Below are 17,259 nucleotides of genomic sequence, written 5' to 3' on the forward strand. Positions count from 1 at the left end.
TTTAGGACTGTTCAGACCAAGCGCGCTCTGTGCGTGCCTTCACCACATGCAAGATCACGTCGTGGAAATCGTCAAAAAAGAAATTGTGCCAAAATTCGGCGTAACCCCCCATGCCTGATCCATCATAGGTCCAGCTGGTCAGGGTCAGCTGCGTTTTGCCGTCTTTTTCCTCAAGCAGATACTCGCCGCGCAAGACATCAAAGTAGGGTCCGCCAACTTTGACATGCTGATCCTCAATACCCTCTGGGGCCCAGCCCTCGGGGAACTCAAAATCCCATGCGATGCGGCGGGCAGGATCATATGCGGTGATGCGTTCAAGGAAATGCACCTCATCGCTCCAGTAGGAATGCCGCACCGCACCGTTTTCCCCCTCTTCCCACACCGCTGCGGTCGGTTTGGGCACGCCCAGCAAATGGGTGGGGCGCGTCTCCACCTCGTCTGGCGAAATGTCGGGAATGGATTTCAACATCTGAAATACAACGGCGGGCGGAGCATCTATCAGTATGCTGTTGGAAATTTGATAAACTTCAGGATTTGCGGGTATGGCGTTTGCCAGAGCAATGGCCAGTATCGGCATGCTCGCAACGCTCAGGGTGCTCTTGGAGAGCTTTTTCCAGCGGTCATAGCAGAGATATAAAACGCCCCCAAGCAATGTGCCAAACAGGATCGGGATGAGAGCGATCGTGATGCAGATCAGCCCCTCAAGGCCACTGACCCAAGAGCCAAGCACAGACAGCAGCATGATGGACAACAACCATGCAACCGATTTGCCAAAGGTTTTGAATGAATTCTTGGGGCGGAACCACATGATGATAAAACCGGCCAAGGCAGGAAAGCCGAACAGATACCCAAAGCCCACGGGATCGATCGTGGACACGCTCAGGGCGGCAAGGCCCAATACGCCAACAACCAGCGCAATGGCTGGCGCAAGTATCCGAAGAAAATTTGAGAGCATGTCCATAACGACTTTCTGTAAACTGCAAAAACAAAGGAAAAATTCAATTCGCTTTGGGCGGGCCGGATGCCTGAAAATAACTCAGGCAAAGCCAGACGATGATCGCCCTTAGTTGGGTTAAACCAAAAACGCGGCTGAGGGAACGCGACCAATGGTGCGATCATCGGGACTTGACGCACCTCAAGACACCGCCTATCCGATAGCGCAGGGGAGCAGACCCCAGCCGCCCGCGGGCCTTTGGCCTTGGTGAAGTTCTGCGGACATCTCTGTCTATCGATCATCCTCCACGCATATCGCGCGGGTGGTAATGCGGGCTCCATCCTGTTCTTGCGCGACACTTGCAAGAGGAGATCGGGGATATGGCGTCTTCCCCTACCAACCATTTTTTGACCGGACGATTGGGTCCGACCTATGCCAAAACCGCCTTGCCCATCATCTTTGTGATGGGGATGAACGGGTGTCTCACGGTGGCCGATGCGCTGTTTCTGGGGCATTTCGTCGGGCCGGAGGCGCTGGCCGCCGTCACCTTGATGTTTCCCGCCTATATGCTGGTGGTGGCGCTGGCGACGCTGGTGGCCAGCGGCATGTCGAGCCGCCTTGCCAGGCACCTCGGTGCGGGCGACACACCAGCGGCGCAGGCGGATTATGCCGGGGCGCACGGGCTGGCGCTGGCGGTTGCGGTGGCGCTGATGGTGGCCTTTGTGCTCTGGGGCGATGCGGTGACGCAGGCCGCTGCCGGGGGCAATGCCACACTGGCCGCCATGGGCCATACCTACCTGCGCATCACCGTGGGCTGTACGCCGCTGCTGTTTGTGCTGTCGGTCAACTCCGACGCGCTGCGCAACGAGGGCCGCGCCGGGCTGATGGCGCTGATGAGCCTTGTGGTCTCGCTCTCCAACATCGCTTTCAACTACCTGTTGATCGCCAAAGCCGAACTGGGCGTGGCGGGCTCGGCGCTAGGCACCGCTCTGGCGCAGGCCTTGGCGCTCGCGCTGATCCTTGGGTTCCGGTTGCGCGGCAATACTGTGCTGCGCCCTGCGATCCTGTGGCAGCAGAGCCTCATTGCAGGGTGGGGGCGCATGCTGGCGCTCGGTGCGCCACAAAGCCTCAATTTCATCGGCATCGCCTTGGGGTCGGCGGCGATCATGGCGGCGCTGCAATGGGTGGAGGCTCCAGATTACGCAAAGACCCTCACCGCTTATGGGGTGATCACCCGGCTTCTGACCTTCACCTTCCTGCCGCTTCTGGGGCTGTCGCATGCAATGCAGAGCATCACCGGCAATCTCTATGGTGCGGGTGAGCGGCTGCGGGCGCGTCAAAGCCTCCGGCTCGCCATCTGGATTGCGCTGATCTACTGCGCGGTGACACAGGCGGCCCTCAGCTTGGGTGCGGCGCAGATCGCGAGTTGGTTTGTTGCGGATCCCGGCGTCATCGCGCAGGTTGCGCGCATTCTGCCGATCCTTGGCGGGTTGTTCGTGCTGGCGGGGCCGCTGATGATGGTGGCGATGCATTTTCAGGCCATCGGAGATGCGGCGCGGGCGGCGCTCTTGGGGCTGGCAAAACCCTATCTCTTCTCGATCCCGCTGACCTTCGTGCTGGCGGCATATTTCGGAGAGACAGGCATCTGGCTGGCCGCCCCCTTGGCGGAGGCGGCGCTGCTGTTGCTCACACTGTCGGTGCTGATTGACCTGCGGCGCAGACACGGCCCACGGCGATATGCAGCCCCCACCCGCGCTTCGGAGGGCAACTCATGAGACAGCCTCTCCCAAGCCTTTCTGAGGCCAAGGCTACGGCGCGCGCATGGCGCAGCGAACAGGCGCAGGCGGGCGAGAGACGTAGCCATAGCGCGGCGCTCGAACATGTCGCACGGCAGCTGGGGTTTCGCGATTGGAACGCCTGCGTCGCCACATTGGCACAGTCCGAGGCGCGCAGCTATGCGACGGGTGATCATGTAAGCGGCCATTACCTGTCGCAGCCGTTCACCGCCCGTATCCTGCGGGCCACCCCCGCCGAGGGACGTCCCGGCTGGGTGCAGGTGGAGCTTGAACTGGATCACCCCGTCGACGTGGTCACATCAGAGCGGTTTTCAAACCTGCGCCGCCGGATCAGGGCCGTTGTGGGACCAGAGGGCTACAGTCGGGAAAGGACCTCAGACGGGGTGCCCCATCTGGTGCTGGGGGTCTATGGCGGACACACCCGGGCATAAACAGAACGCTAAACTGGGCACTGAAACGCAAGGTCGCCGCTCCAAAAGGAGCGGCGACCTCAACCCGGCGAAACAGGCCGCGTCAACAGATCATCTTACGTGCCGGCGTTGTCGTCGTCGTCATGTACGGAGCCATCGCTGACCACAGAGCCCTCAAACGCCACCTGTGATGCAAAGCGGGGGCGGGTGAAGACGAGGTTATAGATCTCGCGCTTGCCAACCCCGATCGCCTCAAGCCTGAAGGCAGGCTCCACATCGTTCCACGTTTCCACCACGATGACCCGTTCCTGATCGGGCATGAGGGGCAATTTGTTATTGAGTGCGGTCACATTGGCGTCGGTCCAGATCTCCATCTGATCGCCACGTTCCACCGACCAATCCACATAATAGCGATCATCGTCCGTATCCCAACGGATCACCGAGACCCGCATCGACATGTCAGAACCCGCCCGCGCCATCAGCTTGCCCAGCGTGTAAATACTGTCGATGTAGTCATCGTTCAGCGCGGCCGTCTCTCGGGAAATCAGGTCCGATACGGTATAGGCGGCTTTGGTGTTGACGGTTTCCTGCCGGAACAGGTCAAACAGCGTGTAGGTCGCTGCAAAGACCCCAAGCAAAAGCGGCAGATACAGCGCGGCCTCAAGAGCAATATTGCCATCTTCTTTGCGGCGAAACTCTTGTAACTTATGTGTGATTTTTCTGAACATGGGTCACTGAGGCTCCTGAACAAAGGCACTGGACGCATAGAGGTTCACGCGCCCGCCGTCGTCTTTCTGCAACGCTTCACCAAGACCCCAATTCGGGAAGAGCACATCGACACTGGCACAGGCGCGCAGGAACATCAGGTCGTTAGAGCCACCATTGGTGAAGTTGATCAACGGATCGGCTTCCTCGACACTGTCCACGCAGTCGGCTTGTGGCGGAATACCACCCCAGTTGAAGGGATCCAGACGCACCATTTCCAGCTTCAGCGACACATTGCATTCCGCCATTTTGATAAAACCCGAGCGGGCACAAATGGTGTCGCGGATATCGTCATGCTGCATATCGCCACCGGTGCCGAGCCGGATGTCTCGCACCGTCATATCCATGGCGCGATCCAGCATGATCTGGCGGTAGTTGATCATACCCAACTCAACCGCGGCAAACAGCACCATCAGCATCAGCGGGAAGAGGATTGCAAACTCGATGGTCGCATTGCCATCCTCGTTGCGGCGGAATTTTTGGACCAGTGCAGGTATAGAGGTTCGATAGATCATTCTGTCAGCCTCAGTTGGCGGATCGCAGAGGCGATCGATGCGAAGGCGTCGGAGATCTCCAGCCCGTCCACATCATAGTAGTGGGATGCGGAGCTCGCACAGGCTTGCAGGACTTGCTGACCTCTCCAGGGGGCTTCGAAACCGATGGTGAAGACCACAATCCCCTTCTCTTTAGCGGCATCACAGACCGCCAATGTGCGGGAGTCTTTGGTGCTGTCGCCGACGTAGCTATAGAGGCGGTTGTACCAGTACCAACTGGCGTTGCTCATCCAATCGCCAAAGAGGTCTCTGTAGAGATATCGCAAAGAGGTCTCGGCAAAGAGGTCAGCGTAGCTGAGTTGCAGGGCTTCACCGGGTTCTTCGACGGTCCTCTTCTTCCAAGAGCCGTAATAACATCTGCCGTAATACTCGTTGCCGTCGCAATACGTCTCTTGATAGGTGCCATTTCCATAGGGGTGATCTTCCCACTGTCCAGTTTGGTGCCAATAGTACTTATCGCTCCCGTACCGGTTGGGGTCGTAGGTGGAATATACATTCTCTTCAGAGTTGTACCAAACCGGCGTCAAACCTTCGCGGTAGTCGTCCTTGATGTAATATTGTGCGGTGTTTTGACCATCGGTCATCATCACGATGACCTTCAGCGTTTCGGTGTCCTGATAGGATACCGGGCGATTGGCGTAGCGGGCTTCAATCGACTGGTTCGGGTTGGCGTCATTCGCAAGCGTGGCGATAATCGGCTGCACGGAGGGGTCCAGCAGGGCGGTTCCCCATTTCATGCCCAGATCGATGGATGTGTTCTCGGAATCCACGAAAGCATCGATATAGCTTTGCAGCTGTGCCACGTTATCTGACATCAACAGCGCCGTGCGCTCTGGATTATCCGCGTCAGAGGCACAGGTCGGTTGGCGCACATGCTCGTCTTCGTCGCGGTAGTCATAGTAATCCCACACGCTGAAATGCATCGTGCGTTCGTATTCGCGCGACAGGTTGAGGCCCGTCGTGTTGAAATCGGAGCCGTCGAAGTTGATGCAATTCGAATAGCTGTGCTCATCGCTGACGCGCATCTCATCAAGAAAGGCCGCAGGCATCGACACTTGGGTCGAATAGGGTACGATCGAGATCGACATTTTGCCGTCCTCGGTGTTGTCGTCCATGGTCTGGACGAACTCCTTGGCGGCGCGTTTCAGGTTCACCAGACGATTGTTGTTGCGCATGGAGCCCGAGACGTCGAGCACCAGAGAGATCTCCACATTGCCGATGCTCTCCACCGCGGTCGAGGAAGCCAGCAGCGGCAGTGTAATCGGCTCCAGTTCATAGGTGTCTGGATTGCGCATGTAGTCTTCGTAGAAGATGCTGTTCATCCACCCGGCGGTGAATTCGGTATCCACGCTTGCCTTGACGCGTTTGGCGGTGGGCGAAACCTCGGGCACAACCACGGTTGTATATTCACCCAGACCTGATTTCGACATGTAGTCGATCACCACCGCTTCCGGGTCCAGCGGCTGGTCGAGATCGGCCGCCGCCAGCACCGCACGGTCCAGCGTATATTGCAGATTGGTCCGGTCGCGCTCCATGCGTACAAGGTCCATCCCCAGCCCGCCTAACGCGAACATCAAGACGAGGATCATGATCATCGGCTTGGCGAGAACACCACTTTCGTCACTGCGAAACGCGCGCAATTCGTCAACAAAGCCCAGGCGCGGCTGCGGTCCGGTCAAGGCAGATGAAGTCCAGAAGCTTACCTTCATAGTTCATTCTTTCCTTCGGTCAGCGGGCGCGGGGCGCACAACAGGCAGGCGCAGGCACGCGGACATGAAAATACTCTTTATTATTCGTTGACGAAGGTGGCTGAACTGGGGCGAAATCCCGCCTAAATTGGCGTTTCTAGTGAAAGTTTGAGCTTAATCCGCAGGGCGTCTGAGGAGTTGTTTGCAACATAGAAACAATCCCCCCATGGCCCGCCCGAGCGTGAGCAGGGCCATTGCAGGGCCATTAACGATTCGTTTTCGAAAAAGTTCACAAACTGCCAAAAATTTGTGCAAAATCGGGGAATACCGGTCGCAGTTGGTAACGTTCTCTGCATAGATGGGGCGCATAGTAACTGCTTGAGTCGTTTCAGAAGGACGGGGATCATCCCATGAGCAATCTCAAAGAACCCAGCTTCCGCGAAAGTGTGGATCTCATGTTCAACCGCGCGGTGGCGCTGATGGACCTGCCGCCTGGACTTGAGGAGAAGATCCGCGTTTGTAACGCCACCTACACGGTGCGTTTCGGCGTGCGCCTGCGCGGTCAGATGCATACGTTCACCGGTTATCGCTCGGTCCACTCCGAACATATGGAACCCGTGAAGGGCGGTATCCGCTATGCCATGGGCGTGAACCAGGACGAAGTGGAGGCGCTTGCGGCGCTGATGACCTACAAATGCGCGCTGGTCGAGGCGCCGTTTGGTGGCTCCAAGGGCGGTCTGCGCATCGACCCGCGCCAATACGAAGAACACGAACTGGAGCTGATCACCCGCCGCTTTGCCTACGAGCTGGCCAAGCGCGACTTGATCAACCCATCGCAGAACGTGCCCGCCCCCGACATGGGCACTGGCGAGCGTGAGATGGCGTGGATTGCGGACCAATACGCCCGCATGAACACCACCGACATCAACTCCCGCGCCTGTGTCACCGGCAAGCCGCTCAATGCGGGCGGCATCGCTGGCCGGGTCGAGGCCACCGGTCGCGGCGTGCAATATGCGCTGCAGGAATTCTTCCGCTACGAGGAAGACAAGGCCAAGGCCGGTCTCTCCGGCACGCTGGATGGCAAACGCGTCATCGTGCAGGGCCTCGGCAACGTGGGCTATCACGCGGCGAAATTCCTCTCTGAGGAAGACGGCTGTAAAATCGTTGGCGTGATTGAGCGTGATGGCGGGCTGTTTGACGAAAACGGCTTTGACATCGAGGATCTGCGCGCGTGGATTGAAAAGCACGACGGCGTCGATGGCTACCCCACCGGGCGCTACATCAAGGACGGTGCCAAATACCTCGAAGAAGAATGCGACATCCTGATCCCGGCGGCTCTGGAAGGGGTGATCAACCTCTCCAACGCCGAAAACGTGAAGGCCAAGCTGATCATCGAGGCGGCAAACGGTCCTGTGACCGCAGGCGCGGATGAGATCCTGCGCAAAAAAGGCACGGTGATCATTCCTGACATGTATGCCAACGCCGGTGGTGTGACGGTCTCCTACTTTGAGTGGGTCAAGAACCTGTCGCACATCCGGTTTGGTCGCATGCAGCGCCGTCAGGAAGAGGCGCGCCACCAGCTTGTGGTCGACCAGCTTGAAATGCTCTCGGAGAGCATGGGCAAAGCCTGGACGCTCGATCCCAAGTTCAAGGAGAAATACCTCCGCGGCGCGGGCGAGCTGGAGCTGGTGCGTTCGGGTCTCGATGACACCATGCGCATCGCCTATCAGTCCATGCGTGAAGTCTGGCACGAGCGTGACGATGTCTCCGACCTTCGCACCGCCGCCTATCTGGTCTCCATCGGCAAAGTGGCCGCAAGCTACCGCGCCAAGGGCCTCTGAGGCGAACCATATCGCAATCAATGGAAACGGCGGGTATCATCCCGCCGTTTTTGTTTTGGAGCAGATGGGGGACGGCGATGCTGCTTCTCGACCACTTGACCGTCATCGCGCCCTCACTCGCGGAGGGCTGCGCGCATGTAGAGGAGTGCCTGGGGCTCAAGGTGCCATTCGGCACCCGTCACATCTACATGGGCACCCACAATCACCGCCTACAGCTTGGCGGGCGCGTCTATCTGGAGATCGTGGCGCGTGATCCTGACGGTGTGCCACCCCCGCGCGCACGATGGTTCGGGCTGGACGATCAGGACAGCGTACGAGCCGACTGGGACGCCGGGCGGCGCTTGCGCGGCTGGGTTGCCAATACGCCTTCGCTCGCGAGCCTCCTTACAGGAGAAGGCAGCGTCTTTGGCGCGCGGGTTTCGCTGCCACGGGAGGCACCAGAATTTGAGTTTGCCATTCCCAACGATGGCAGGTTGCCACTCGGTGGGGCCTTGCCCTCGGTTATAGATCATTGTGGGCAGCCGACTGCCATGAATGACATCCCCGATCTGGGCGCACGCCTTCTGGATTTCACGCTGGAGCACCCCGACCCGGACGCCATTTCTGCGCTATTCCAGCGGTTTCAATGTGCAAATCCGCCCCAGATCATCAAAGGCCCATCCCTGCGCTACCGCGCCCGGATCGAGACCCCAGCCGGGATCTGCGAGTTGACCTGACCTGTGCTGTGTTCCGAGCTGCAAACACGAGCAACCCAAGCCCGTGTGGCGAGGTCTGTTTCGAGCCCATACCTACCATGATGCTTGATTGATGCGAACGCAGCGAAATGGCATATGTTGACCATCCAAACATCGTCAGCAACACCTTCGGGTATCGAGAAAAAAGAGCACTTATCGTGAATGGCCTCAGCGAACAGTTGCCAAGCAAAGTCGAGCATCTCGTTGATACCGACCTTGATCCACGGTCGGGGGAATGCTCCTACTTTTACAATTACTTGCAGTACACCTTTGAACACACGGGCACACAGATTACAGCGCGAAGCTATATGGACGACGCCTCAGAAGTGAGCATTTTGCAGTGTCCCGATGATATCGACATTGAGAACGAACTAAGCGGAATTTTAGCCTATCTGCGGCTTAGGTATCCAACGGTCAAACGTCTTGTTCAAAGCGGCTATACTGAAATTTAGAACGGCAGCTCCGTCCCGCATCTCTTACGTTCGATGATGGTTGGTGGCTGGATCTGCGGCGAAGGTCTGCTCCTTCTATAGTTTGAGCAACATGGGACCGCCGCCCAAGAGGCAGATCTCGAGACTTTGCAAAGCCTGCCATCTGCGCTTCGCTAGCGGCCGGTGCGCGGCGCAGCATCGCTCAGAGTTGGACTCAGGCCGAACCTACGCCACCTGCCAATCGAGCAGCACCTTCTTCACCGCAGCCGATCTAAGATCGCCACCTGATTTGATGGCAATCTGACTTGGGGGTCGCATTCGCTCAAAGCATTAGAGTCGAAACATCCTGCACTCAATTAGCACTGGACATAACTGCCCAGTTCGTGCCCATCTGCGGCAATCGGCTGCTGCTTTGTCGCGTACGGACTAGGACTCATGGTTCAAACCCGCTAGCACTTGGCACAGAGGGTGCGTTGTGTATTCCTGCAGCGCAACGTCGAGACACCGTTTGGGGAGTGGGCCATGGGGTTTTCGGGAAAATTTTCCGGATGGCGCGTATTAAAAGAAGGGCTGACCGGCAATAAGGGCTGGACCGCCCATTGGCGCGACCCGGAGCCGAAGCGCGAATATGATGTGGTTATCGTGGGCGGTGGCGGTCACGGGCTGGCCACGGCCTACTACCTCGCCAAGGAACATGGCCTCCGGAATATTGCGGTGCTTGAAAAAGGCTACCTCGGCGGCGGCAATGTCGGGCGCAACACCACCATTGTGCGCGCCAATTACTACCTGCCCGGCAACTCGGAGTTTTATTCCCATTCCCTGAAGCTCTGGGAGGGGATGGAGCAGGACCTCAACTATAACGCCATGATGTCCCAGCGCGGCATCCTGAATGTGTTTCACAACGATGGCCAGCGCGACGCCGCCGTGCGCCGCGCCAATTCCATCATCAATCAGGGCGACGATGCAGAGATCCTCTATCGCGACCAACTCAAGAAACTGGTGCCGTTCCTGAACTATGACAACAACCGCTTTCCCATCATGGGCGCATTGTTGCAGCGCCGCGCGGGGACGGCACGCCATGACGCGGTGGCCTGGGGCTTTGCGCGCGGTGCGGATCAATATGGCGTCGATCTGATCCAGAACTGCGAAGTCACCGGCATTGATGTCGAAGGGGGCAAAGTGACCGGTGTGCAGACCGCGCGCGGCCCGATCAAAGCCAAGAAAGTGGCGCTGGCGGCGGCGGGGCGCTCGGGGCAGGTGGCGGCGATGGCGGGGCTGACCTTGCCCATCGAGAGCCATGTGTTGCAGGCCTTTGTCTCTGAGGGGCTGAAGCCGGTGATTGATCACGTCATCACCTTTGCCGCCGGGCATCTTTATATCAGCCAGTCCGACAAGGGCGGGTTGGTTTTTGGCGGCAATCTGGATTTCTACAGCTCTTATGCGGCACGCGGCAATCTGCCAACGCAGGAACATGTGATGGAGGCGATCACCGCCATGGTGCCCGCTGTGACCAAGGCGCGGCTGCTGCGCAGCTGGGGCGGCATCATGGATATGACGCCGGATGGCTCACCCATTATTGATACGACACCGATTGACGGTCTCTATCTCAATGCGGGCTGGTGCTACGGCGGCTTTAAGGCGACGCCGGCCTCGGGGGATTGTTTTGCGCATCTGATTGCCACCGGTCGCCCGCATGCGGCAGCCACCCGGTTCAAGCTGGACCGGTTCCGCAGCGGCTATGGTCTGATGGATGAGGAGGGCACCGGTGCGCAACATAATCTGCACTAAGCGCCTGACGCGCTGCTGGGGAGCCTCCGGCGGGGATATTTTTAAGAAGATGAAGGGGCGGTTGTCATGAGGATCACCTGTCCGCTGTGCGGCGCGCGCGATCATCGCGAGTTCACCTATAAGGGCGCGGCCCTGCCGGTGCCTGCCTTGGAGTCTGGGGTGGCAGAATGGGACGCGCATGTGCATCTGCGTGAAAACCCCGCCGGGCCCCATGAGGAGCTTTGGCAGCATTCGATGGGCTGCGGGGCGTGGTTGAAGGTCCGCCGCAACACCGTGTCTCATGAGATTTTAGCTGTTGAGCTTGCGCAGGACGCGGGCCTTGCGATCAAGGAGGACAGGTCATGAGGATCGCGGGCAAGGGGCTGGTCTCGCACAATCGGACCGTCAATTTTTCGTTTAATGGCAAGGATTACATGGGGCTGGAGGGTGACACGCTGGCCTCGGCCCTGTTGGCCAATGATGTGCATCTGGTGGGGCGGTCGTTTAAATATCACCGTCCGCGTGGCATCCTGACCGCAGGGTCTGAGGAGCCCAACGCGCTGGTCAGCACCGGCAAAGGTGCAGCGCGAGATCCCAATATTCGCGCCACCCAGCAGGAGCTGTTTGAGGGGCTGGCGGCGCAGAGCCAGAACTGCTGGCCCTCGGTCGAGCGCGATGTCATGGCGGTGAACGATCTGGCCGCGCCTTTTCTTGGGGCGGGGTTTTATTACAAGACCTTCATGTGGCCCGCGCCCCTGTGGGAAAAGCTTTATGAGCCGATCATTCGGCGCGCGGCGGGGCTTGGGGCCTTGTCCGGGGCGGCCAACAAGGATCCTTACGAGAAGGCCTTTGCCTTTTGCGATCTGCTGGTGATCGGGTCTGGCCCAGCCGGGCTGATGGCCGCACTGACGGCGGGGCGTGCGGGGGCGGATGTGATCCTCGCCGAAGACGACAGCCGCATGGGCGGGCGTCTTCTGGCCGAGGTTGAGGAGATCGACGGCAAACCTGCGCATGTCTGGGTGGCAGAGGTGCTGGCGGAGCTGGAGGGGATGGACAATGTGCGTCTGATGACCCGCACCGCGGTCACCGGCGTCTACGATCACGGCACCTATTCGGCGCTGGAGCGGGTTTCGCACCACCTGCCGCCGAGCCAGTCCCTGAAGACCGCGCATCGCCCGCGCGAGTGTTTCTGGCGCATCGCCGCCAAGGCCTCGGTGTTGGCGGCGGGGGCCATTGAGCGCCCCATCGCCTTTCGCAACAACGACCGCCCCGGCATCATGATGGCGGGGGCGGTGCGGGCCTATCTCAATCGCTGGGGGGTGGCCCCGGGCGCGCGGATCACCGTCTTTGCCAACAACGATGACGCCCATCGCACCGCGCGGGATCTGGTGGCGGAGGGCGTGCATGTCACCGCAGTGGTCGATAGCCGTCATGACGCGCCCGACAGTGGCGAATTCCCCGTCATCAAGGGCGCGATGGTTTGCGACAGCGCCGGGCGGCAGCGGCTGGAGAGCGTCACCATTCGCAGCGTCAATGGCGAGGAAAAACTGCAAACCGATTGTCTGGCCGTATCTGGCGGCTGGAACCCCTCGGTGCATCTAACCTGCCACATGGGCGCGCGCCCGGAGTGGAACCGGGAACTGGCGGCGTTCCTGCCAAAACCGGATGCTGTGCCGGGCATGGTGGTCGCAGGGGCCGCCAATGGGGTGTTCTCCACCCATGGTGCCTTGCAGGACGGCGCGCAGGCCGCCGTCACCGCATTGGCCAGCATCGGCACATCGGTTGACGCTGTTCCCCTGCCAGAGGCCAGCGATGCGCCCTACCGGATCAGCCCCTTGTGGGCGGTGCCGGGCAAGGGGCGGGCGTGGCTGGATTTCCAGAACGACGTCACCGTCAAGGATGTGGCGCAGGCGGCGCGGGAGAACTTCCGCTCGGTCGAACATATGAAGCGCTACACCACCCAAGGCATGGCCACCGATCAGGGCAAGAACTCCAACGTGGCCGCATTGGCGGTGCTGGCGGATGCCACCGGGCGCAGCATTGCCGAAACCGGTGTCACCACCTTCCGCCCGCCGTTCGTGCCCACGTCCATTGCTGCGATGGGGGCAGGGGCCGAGGATCAGGGGTTTATGCCGCAGCGTTATCTGACCTCGCATAAGGCATCGCTGGCACGCGGAGCGGCCAATATCGAGGTCGGCCTGTGGTATCGCGCCAGCTATTTCGCCAAGGACGGCGAGAGCACCTGGCGGCAATCCTGCGACCGCGAGGTCACCATGGTGCGCAATGCCGTGGGTGTCTGCGATGTCTCGACGCTGGGCAAGATCGACATTCAGGGACCGGACGCGGCAGAGCTGCTGGATCTGGTCTATACCAATCTGTTCTCCACGCTGAAGCTGGGGCGCGTGCGCTATGGTCTGATGCTGCGCGAAGACGGCTTTGTCATGGATGACGGCACCACCGCGCGGCTGGGGGAAACCCACTATGTGATGACCACCACCACCGCGTCGGCGGGGCAGGTGATGGCGCATCTGGAATACCTCACACAGGTGGTGCGCCCGGATCTTGATGTGCGGTTCACGTCCGTCACGGATCAATGGGCGCAGTTCTCGGTGGCTGGTCCCAAGGCGCGCGATCTGATCGACGGGCTGGTGGATGAGGACGTCAACAGTGAGACCTTCCCCTTCATGGCCTGCGGGGCAATCACCGTGTCGGGCGTGGCCGGGCGGCTGTTCCGGATCTCGTTTTCGGGCGAGCACGCCTATGAGATCGCGGTGCCCGCGCGCTATGGCGACGCACTTTATCGCCTGCTGCTGGAGCGGGCTGAAACCTTCGGCGGCGGTCCTTACGGGATGGAGGCGCTGAATGTGCTCCGGATCGAGAAGGGCTTTATCACCCATGCTGAGATCAACGGCACCGTCACCGCCTTTGACCTCTGCATGCAGGGGCTGGTCTCGAAAAAGAAATCCTGCTGGGGCAAGGCTTTGTCGGAACGAGACGGGCTGATGGATGACGACCGGATGCGGCTTGTGGGCCTCAAACCCGTGGGCGCGATGCAGGCGCTCAGCGCCGGGGCGCATCTGTTTGACCCCGATGCCACGGTGGAGCGGGTCAATGACCTTGGCTACGTGACCTCGGTGGGGTTCTCGCCGACGCTGGGACATATGATCGGGTTGGCGATGCTGTCGGGCGGGCCGGACCGGATGGGCGATACCATCCGGCTGGTGGATCACACGCGGGGCATCGACACCCTGTGCGAAGTGGTGAACCCTGTGTTCTTTGACCCTGAGGGAGGGCGCGTTCGTGGCTGAGACTGAGATGCAACTTGCCGCAAAATCCCCCTGCGCGGGGCTGTTGCCGCTGACCATTGGTGATGTGACCCTCTCAGAGGACACACCCGCCGCCATGACCCTGATCGCGCCCTACAAGGGGCAAGAAAAACCGCTGAGCGATGCGTTGAACGCCGCGCACGGCATGGGGTTTCCCGCGTCCAACCGTGCCACTGGTAAGGCGGAGGCCCGCGCGATCTGGTTTGGCCGGGCGCAGGCGCTGCTGGTCGGCCCTGTGGCCGATCCCGAACTGGCGGCGCATGCAGCACTCACTGACCTCAGCGATGGCTGGGCGGTTGTGCGGCTGGAGGGCGCGCACGCCGAGGAGGTGATGGCCCGTCTGGTGCCCATTGATCTGCGGCCACAGGTGTTCAAACGCGGTCACACCGCGCGCACGGAGCTGAAACACATGATGGCGTCGATCACGCGGATTGGGCCAAAAGCCTTGCAAATCATGGTGTTCCGCTCTTTTGCAGACACGCTTGTTCACGATCTGAAAAGAGCCATGGAAGCCGTGGCGGCACGGGGCTAGATTAACGGGGATCACGAAACTGATTCCGGAGCTGATCCATGATCCGCAACATCTTCGCAGCCGCACTTGTGGCCGCGCCCCTCTTCGCCACCCCCGCAGTCGCTGCCGCAGACCTCGGCAAGGAGGAAAGCTGCAAATATCAGGGGCAGGTGATGGCCGCCGTGCAAGCCGCGCGTCTGGACCGGGTGCCCGAGGGCAAGGTCGAAGAGACCATCCGCGCCAGCAACCCTGAATGGCCGGAGAATTTCTCCAATGCGATCCCGCAGCTCACCCAGCATGTCTATCAGATGAAGCGCCGCGATCTGAAAAACGTCGACCTTGGCGATGTGTTCGAGACCCAATGCGTGCAAAACTGGGACCAGATCCAGGAAATGAAGAAAAACCTCTCTGGAAACTGATCTGAACCTGCGTTTGAGCGGCCCTCGGTAAGGGCCGCTCCCTTGCACACAACTGGACCCTTTGTGAATGTCGCTGCCGCCCGGATTCCTTGATGAATTGCGCACTCGTGTGAGCCTGTCCGACGTGGTCGGGCGCAAGGTCATGTGGGATCAGCGCAAAAGCCAGCCGGGCAAGGGCGACATGTGGTCTCCATGCCCCTTTCACCATGAAAAAACCGCGTCTTTTCATGTGGATGACCGCAAGGGTTTTTATTACTGCTTTGGCTGTCACGCCAAAGGGGATGCGCTGAAATTTGTGCAGGAGACGGAGAATGTCTCCTTCATGGAGGCGGTGGAAATCCTTGCGGGTGAAGCGGGCCTTGAGATGCCCAAGCGCGACCCCAAGGCGGCCGAGAAACAGGACCGCCGCACGCAGCTGGCCGAGGTGATGGAACAGGCGGTGAAGTACTTCCGCCTGCAACTCAAAACCCAAGCCGCGAGCGAGGCGCGCGCTTATCTGGCGCGGCGTGGGCTCGATCCGGCGGCGCTCGATCGCTGGGAGATCGGCTTTGCCCCCGATGGCTGGCAAAACCTCTGGGACGCGCTCAAGGGCAAGGATGTCGCGGATGATCTGATCCTCGGTGCGGGGCTGGCTAAGCCCTCAAGCAAGGGCGGCAAACCCTACGATGTGTTTCGCAACCGGATCATGTTCCCGATCCGCGATGCACGGGGCCGCGCCATTGCATTCGGGGGCCGCGCCATGGACCCCAATGACAGTGCCAAATACCTGAACTCGCCGGAAACCGAGCTGTTTGATAAGGGGCGCAACCTTTACAACCACGGCCCCGCGCGGGCGGCCTCGGGGCGCGGCACCACCTTAGTCGTGGCCGAAGGCTACATGGATGTGATCGCGCTGTCCGAGGCGGGATTTGCCTCCGCTGTGGCGCCTCTGGGTACGGCGGTGACAGATAATCAGCTGCATTTGCTGTGGCGAATGTCGGACGAGCCGGTGATTGCGCTGGATGGGGACACCGCCGGTCTGCGCGCGGCGATGCGGCTGATCGACATGGCGCTGCCCTTGCTGGAGGCCGGCAAGAGTTTGCGGTTCGCCATCATGCCCGAGGGCAAGGACCCGGATGACCTGATCCGTGCTGAGGGGCCAGAGGCGGTGCAGACGGTGCTGGATCAGGCGATCCCAATGGTGCAGCTGCTGTGGCGTCGCGAGACCGAAGGGCGCGTTTTTGACAGCCCCGAACGCAAGGCGGCATTGGACAAGTCCCTGCGCGAAAAGATCAAACTGATCCGCGATCCCTCCATCAGGCTACACTATGCCGAAGACATCAAGGAGCTGCGCTTTCAGCTCTTTCGCGGTCAGCGTGGCGGTGGCGGGCAGGGGGGCACCGGCTATGGCCAGCGGTATGGCGGTTACAAATCGGGCTCCCGTGTTCAGGGCGGGTTTCGCGATGGCAGCCGTATGCCATGGGGCGCACCACCGCCCCCGCGCAGCACCACGCGGGCGTCGATGGTGGCTTCCTCTGAGGAACAGGATTTTGCCCGTGTGCGCGAGGCGGTGATCCTGGCCACCGCGATCACCACGCCAACGGTAATCCCGGAGTTTGAGATCAATCTGGAGCGCATGCAGTGTCAGGACATGGATCACGCTCACCTGCGCGATCTGGTTTTGCGCTATGGAATCGATGCACCAGAGCGACTGCGCGATGAAATTGCCTATGCTCTTGGGCCGGATGCCCTTGAAAACCTCCTGTCGCTGCGCCATGTGGCTATTAGCCCCTGCGTGCGAAAACCCGGCGACCTAGACATGGCCAGCCTGACTCTGGCCGAGGAATTCGCAAAACTCGAGAGCATCGCGGGGCTCAATGCCGAACTGGCGGAAGCCGAGGAGGATCTGGACGGTCTGGCGGATGAGGCCCTGACCTGGCGTTTGCGTCAGGCGGCAGAGGCCCGCAACCGGGCTGTGCGCAGTGAAAATGAGGATAAGGCAACTTATGATGTGGGTGAAAACGGGGCGCGGCTCAATCGGGATGAGCGCGACGCCTTCGGGGACCTGCTCAAGCGAATCGGTTTCAACAGCAAGTGACGAATC

15 protein-coding genes are annotated in these 17,259 nt (G+C 60.2%); 11 read left to right on the plus strand and 4 right to left on the minus strand.

Going from position 1 to position 17,259, the window contains the following annotated elements:
* Position 1: 1 nt before the first annotated feature.
* Positions 2–961 (minus strand): SRPBCC family protein, encoded by a 960-nt coding sequence (locus tag K529_RS03120; protein ID WP_005648149.1) that lies wholly within the window; start codon positions 959–961, stop codon positions 2–4.
* A gap of 353 nt (positions 962–1,314) precedes the next feature.
* Here K529_RS03120 and K529_RS03125 point away from each other — a divergent pair, with 353 nt between their 5' ends.
* Complete coding sequence (locus tag K529_RS03125) at positions 1,315–2,709, plus strand: MATE family efflux transporter (protein WP_046002419.1); 1,395 nt, start codon at positions 1,315–1,317, stop codon at positions 2,707–2,709.
* Complete coding sequence (locus K529_RS03130) at positions 2,706–3,161, plus strand: glyoxalase superfamily protein (protein ID WP_046002420.1); 456 nt, start codon at positions 2,706–2,708, stop codon at positions 3,159–3,161. Before K529_RS03125 ends, K529_RS03130 begins: the two co-directional genes overlap by 4 nt.
* A 95-nt stretch (positions 3,162–3,256) precedes the next feature.
* Here K529_RS03130 and K529_RS03135 read toward each other — a convergent pair whose 3' ends face one another.
* From K529_RS03135 to K529_RS03145, 3 genes are read right to left on the minus strand one after another with little or no spacing between them, the layout of a single operon-like run.
* Positions 3,257–3,868, minus strand: coding sequence for a TadE/TadG family type IV pilus assembly protein (locus K529_RS03135; RefSeq protein ID WP_005634377.1), 612 nt, complete (start codon positions 3,866–3,868; stop codon positions 3,257–3,259).
* A 3-nt stretch (positions 3,869–3,871) separates the two neighbouring features.
* On the minus strand, positions 3,872–4,420 hold the full coding sequence (locus tag K529_RS03140; protein WP_005634384.1) for a TadE/TadG family type IV pilus assembly protein: 549 nt from the start codon (positions 4,418–4,420) through the stop codon (positions 3,872–3,874).
* The gene (locus K529_RS03145; protein WP_005634387.1) at positions 4,417–6,168 is read right to left on the minus strand and encodes a TadE/TadG family type IV pilus assembly protein; all 1,752 of its coding nucleotides are present in this window, start codon (positions 6,166–6,168) and stop codon (positions 4,417–4,419) included. The genes K529_RS03140 and K529_RS03145 overlap by 4 nt, the downstream gene beginning before the upstream one ends.
* Positions 6,169–6,557: 389 nt before the next feature.
* Between K529_RS03145 and K529_RS03150 the strand changes: the two genes are divergently transcribed.
* The 9 genes from K529_RS03150 (at position 6,558) to dnaG (ending at position 17,253) form a co-directional block, all read left to right on the plus strand.
* On the plus strand, positions 6,558–7,988 hold the full coding sequence (locus K529_RS03150) for a Glu/Leu/Phe/Val family dehydrogenase (RefSeq protein WP_005634390.1): 1,431 nt from the start codon (positions 6,558–6,560) through the stop codon (positions 7,986–7,988).
* 77 nt (positions 7,989–8,065) lie between these two features.
* Entirely contained in the window at positions 8,066–8,704 is a 639-nt protein-coding gene (locus K529_RS03155; RefSeq protein ID WP_005634392.1) for a VOC family protein, read from the plus strand.
* A gap of 107 nt (positions 8,705–8,811) precedes the next feature.
* Positions 8,812–9,174, plus strand: coding sequence for a hypothetical protein (locus tag K529_RS03160; RefSeq protein WP_005634395.1), 363 nt, complete (start codon positions 8,812–8,814; stop codon positions 9,172–9,174).
* Positions 9,175–9,675: 501 nt separating this feature from the next.
* On the plus strand, positions 9,676–10,941 hold the full coding sequence (locus K529_RS03165; protein ID WP_046002421.1) for a sarcosine oxidase subunit beta family protein: 1,266 nt from the start codon (positions 9,676–9,678) through the stop codon (positions 10,939–10,941).
* A gap of 66 nt (positions 10,942–11,007) precedes the next feature.
* Positions 11,008–11,286, plus strand: coding sequence for a sarcosine oxidase subunit delta (locus K529_RS03170; RefSeq protein WP_005657308.1), 279 nt, complete (start codon positions 11,008–11,010; stop codon positions 11,284–11,286).
* Positions 11,283–14,228, plus strand: a complete 2,946-nt coding sequence (locus K529_RS03175; protein WP_046002422.1) for a sarcosine oxidase subunit alpha family protein — start codon at positions 11,283–11,285, stop codon at positions 14,226–14,228. Before K529_RS03170 ends, K529_RS03175 begins: the two co-directional genes overlap by 4 nt.
* Positions 14,221–14,778, plus strand: a complete 558-nt coding sequence (locus K529_RS03180; RefSeq protein ID WP_406707193.1) for a sarcosine oxidase subunit gamma — start codon at positions 14,221–14,223, stop codon at positions 14,776–14,778. Before K529_RS03175 ends, K529_RS03180 begins: the two co-directional genes overlap by 8 nt.
* A gap of 38 nt (positions 14,779–14,816) precedes the next feature.
* Positions 14,817–15,176: a hypothetical protein gene (locus K529_RS03185; protein WP_005654777.1), complete on the plus strand. Its 360-nt coding sequence runs from the start codon at positions 14,817–14,819 to the stop codon at positions 15,174–15,176.
* A 67-nt stretch (positions 15,177–15,243) separates the two neighbouring features.
* A complete protein-coding gene (dnaG, locus tag K529_RS03190; RefSeq protein ID WP_046002424.1) occupies positions 15,244–17,253 on the plus strand; it encodes a DNA primase in 2,010 nt (669 codons plus the stop codon).
* Positions 17,254–17,259 lie beyond the last annotated feature (6 nt).

Source organism: Tritonibacter mobilis F1926, assembly GCF_000376545.2.
In the GTDB taxonomy this organism is placed as follows: domain Bacteria; phylum Pseudomonadota; class Alphaproteobacteria; order Rhodobacterales; family Rhodobacteraceae; genus Epibacterium; species Epibacterium mobile.

Excerpts from the sequence above, each read along its gene's own strand:
- K529_RS03120 (WP_005648149.1), bottom strand. The coding sequence starts at position 961 with ATGGACATGCTCTCAAATTTTCTTCGGATACTTGCGCCAGCCATTGCG.
- K529_RS03135 (WP_005634377.1), bottom strand. The coding sequence starts at position 3,868 with ATGTTCAGAAAAATCACACATAAGTTACAAGAGTTTCGCCGCAAAGAA.
- K529_RS03170 (WP_005657308.1), top strand. The coding sequence starts at position 11,008 with ATGAGGATCACCTGTCCGCTGTGCGGCGCGCGCGATCATCGCGAGTTC.
- K529_RS03155 (WP_005634392.1), top strand. The coding sequence starts at position 8,066 with ATGCTGCTTCTCGACCACTTGACCGTCATCGCGCCCTCACTCGCGGAG.
- K529_RS03185 (WP_005654777.1), top strand. The coding sequence starts at position 14,817 with ATGATCCGCAACATCTTCGCAGCCGCACTTGTGGCCGCGCCCCTCTTC.
- K529_RS03125 (WP_046002419.1), top strand. The coding sequence starts at position 1,315 with ATGGCGTCTTCCCCTACCAACCATTTTTTGACCGGACGATTGGGTCCG.
- K529_RS03130 (WP_046002420.1), top strand. The coding sequence starts at position 2,706 with ATGAGACAGCCTCTCCCAAGCCTTTCTGAGGCCAAGGCTACGGCGCGC.
- K529_RS03160 (WP_005634395.1), top strand. The coding sequence starts at position 8,812 with ATGGCATATGTTGACCATCCAAACATCGTCAGCAACACCTTCGGGTAT.
- K529_RS03165 (WP_046002421.1), top strand. The coding sequence starts at position 9,676 with ATGGGGTTTTCGGGAAAATTTTCCGGATGGCGCGTATTAAAAGAAGGG.
- K529_RS03175 (WP_046002422.1), top strand. The coding sequence starts at position 11,283 with ATGAGGATCGCGGGCAAGGGGCTGGTCTCGCACAATCGGACCGTCAAT.
- K529_RS03145 (WP_005634387.1), bottom strand. The coding sequence starts at position 6,168 with ATGAAGGTAAGCTTCTGGACTTCATCTGCCTTGACCGGACCGCAGCCG.
- K529_RS03150 (WP_005634390.1), top strand. The coding sequence starts at position 6,558 with ATGAGCAATCTCAAAGAACCCAGCTTCCGCGAAAGTGTGGATCTCATG.
- dnaG (WP_046002424.1), top strand. The coding sequence starts at position 15,244 with ATGTCGCTGCCGCCCGGATTCCTTGATGAATTGCGCACTCGTGTGAGC.
- K529_RS03140 (WP_005634384.1), bottom strand. The coding sequence starts at position 4,420 with ATGATCTATCGAACCTCTATACCTGCACTGGTCCAAAAATTCCGCCGC.